The organism is Psychrobacter sp. 1U2, assembly GCF_051847575.1.
Genome location: NZ_JBPYDC010000733.1, coordinates 1 through 869, shown reverse-complemented (window position 1 = coordinate 869; position 869 = coordinate 1). Strand labels below are relative to the sequence as shown.

The window sequence follows — 869 nt, the reverse complement described above, 5'->3', positions numbered from 1 at the left end:
TGGTGCAATCGCTCAGGCTAAAGGCGCTCTAGCTAATCCAAATATACCAGACGCTGCTAAGCCAGATATAGCAGAAGGGCTGGCTCAACTAGAAATTCTAAAAGGAGCAGCAGATGCAGCAGGTGAGGCGACCAATGTTGAAGTACGTAGCCACAGCCTAACGGGTATATTGGGCATGAAGCTTGGTCAAAACAAAAACTTCCAAGTGTATGGTGGCCCAGTTGCACAGCGCATAGAAGCTAATGTAAAGCTACGTGGTGCTGCTTATGGTCCAGCTTCGGGCTATACTGCGAATATCAACCCTAGCCAAGATTATGGTTGGTTAGCTGGAGCTTCATACAGCAAGCCTGAAATTGCTTTAAAAGCTGCTCTGACTTATCGATCTGAGATTGATCACAAAACCCAGATTGGCGAAAGTTTTGATGTAGGCGTTGGTAATTCAATTGAAATTACCACACCAAAATCAGTCAATTTAGACTTCCAAACAGGTGTTAATCCAACGACACTGGCGACTGCAAAAGTGCGCTGGGTACCTTGGGGTGATTTTAAAATAACACCGCCATTATATAATGAAGTCAGTAAAAACAACGAACTGTATGCAGAAGATGGTTTAAACTTAGTTGATTATGATGATGATCAATGGCAGGTAGAGCTGGGCTTGGCTAAGCGTTTAGCACCTGCGTTAGCCGTTAGTGGAACAGTTGGCTGGGATAGCGGTGCTGGAGATCCAACGACATCATTAGGTCCTATCGAAGGCTACTATAGTGTGGGTCTAGGCGCTAAGTATAATGTCACTCCAGAATGGGCCGTCTCAGCTGGTGGAAAATACTTATGGTTCGGTGATGCGCAAGGTGCACTACCAACTGACA

The 869-nt window shown here is 45.5% G+C and carries 1 pseudogene; it reads left to right on the top strand.

Annotated features, from left to right (window positions below):
* Window positions 1-869: pseudogene (locus tag ACS8FD_RS18390) on the top strand (hypothetical protein); the annotation flags it as partial.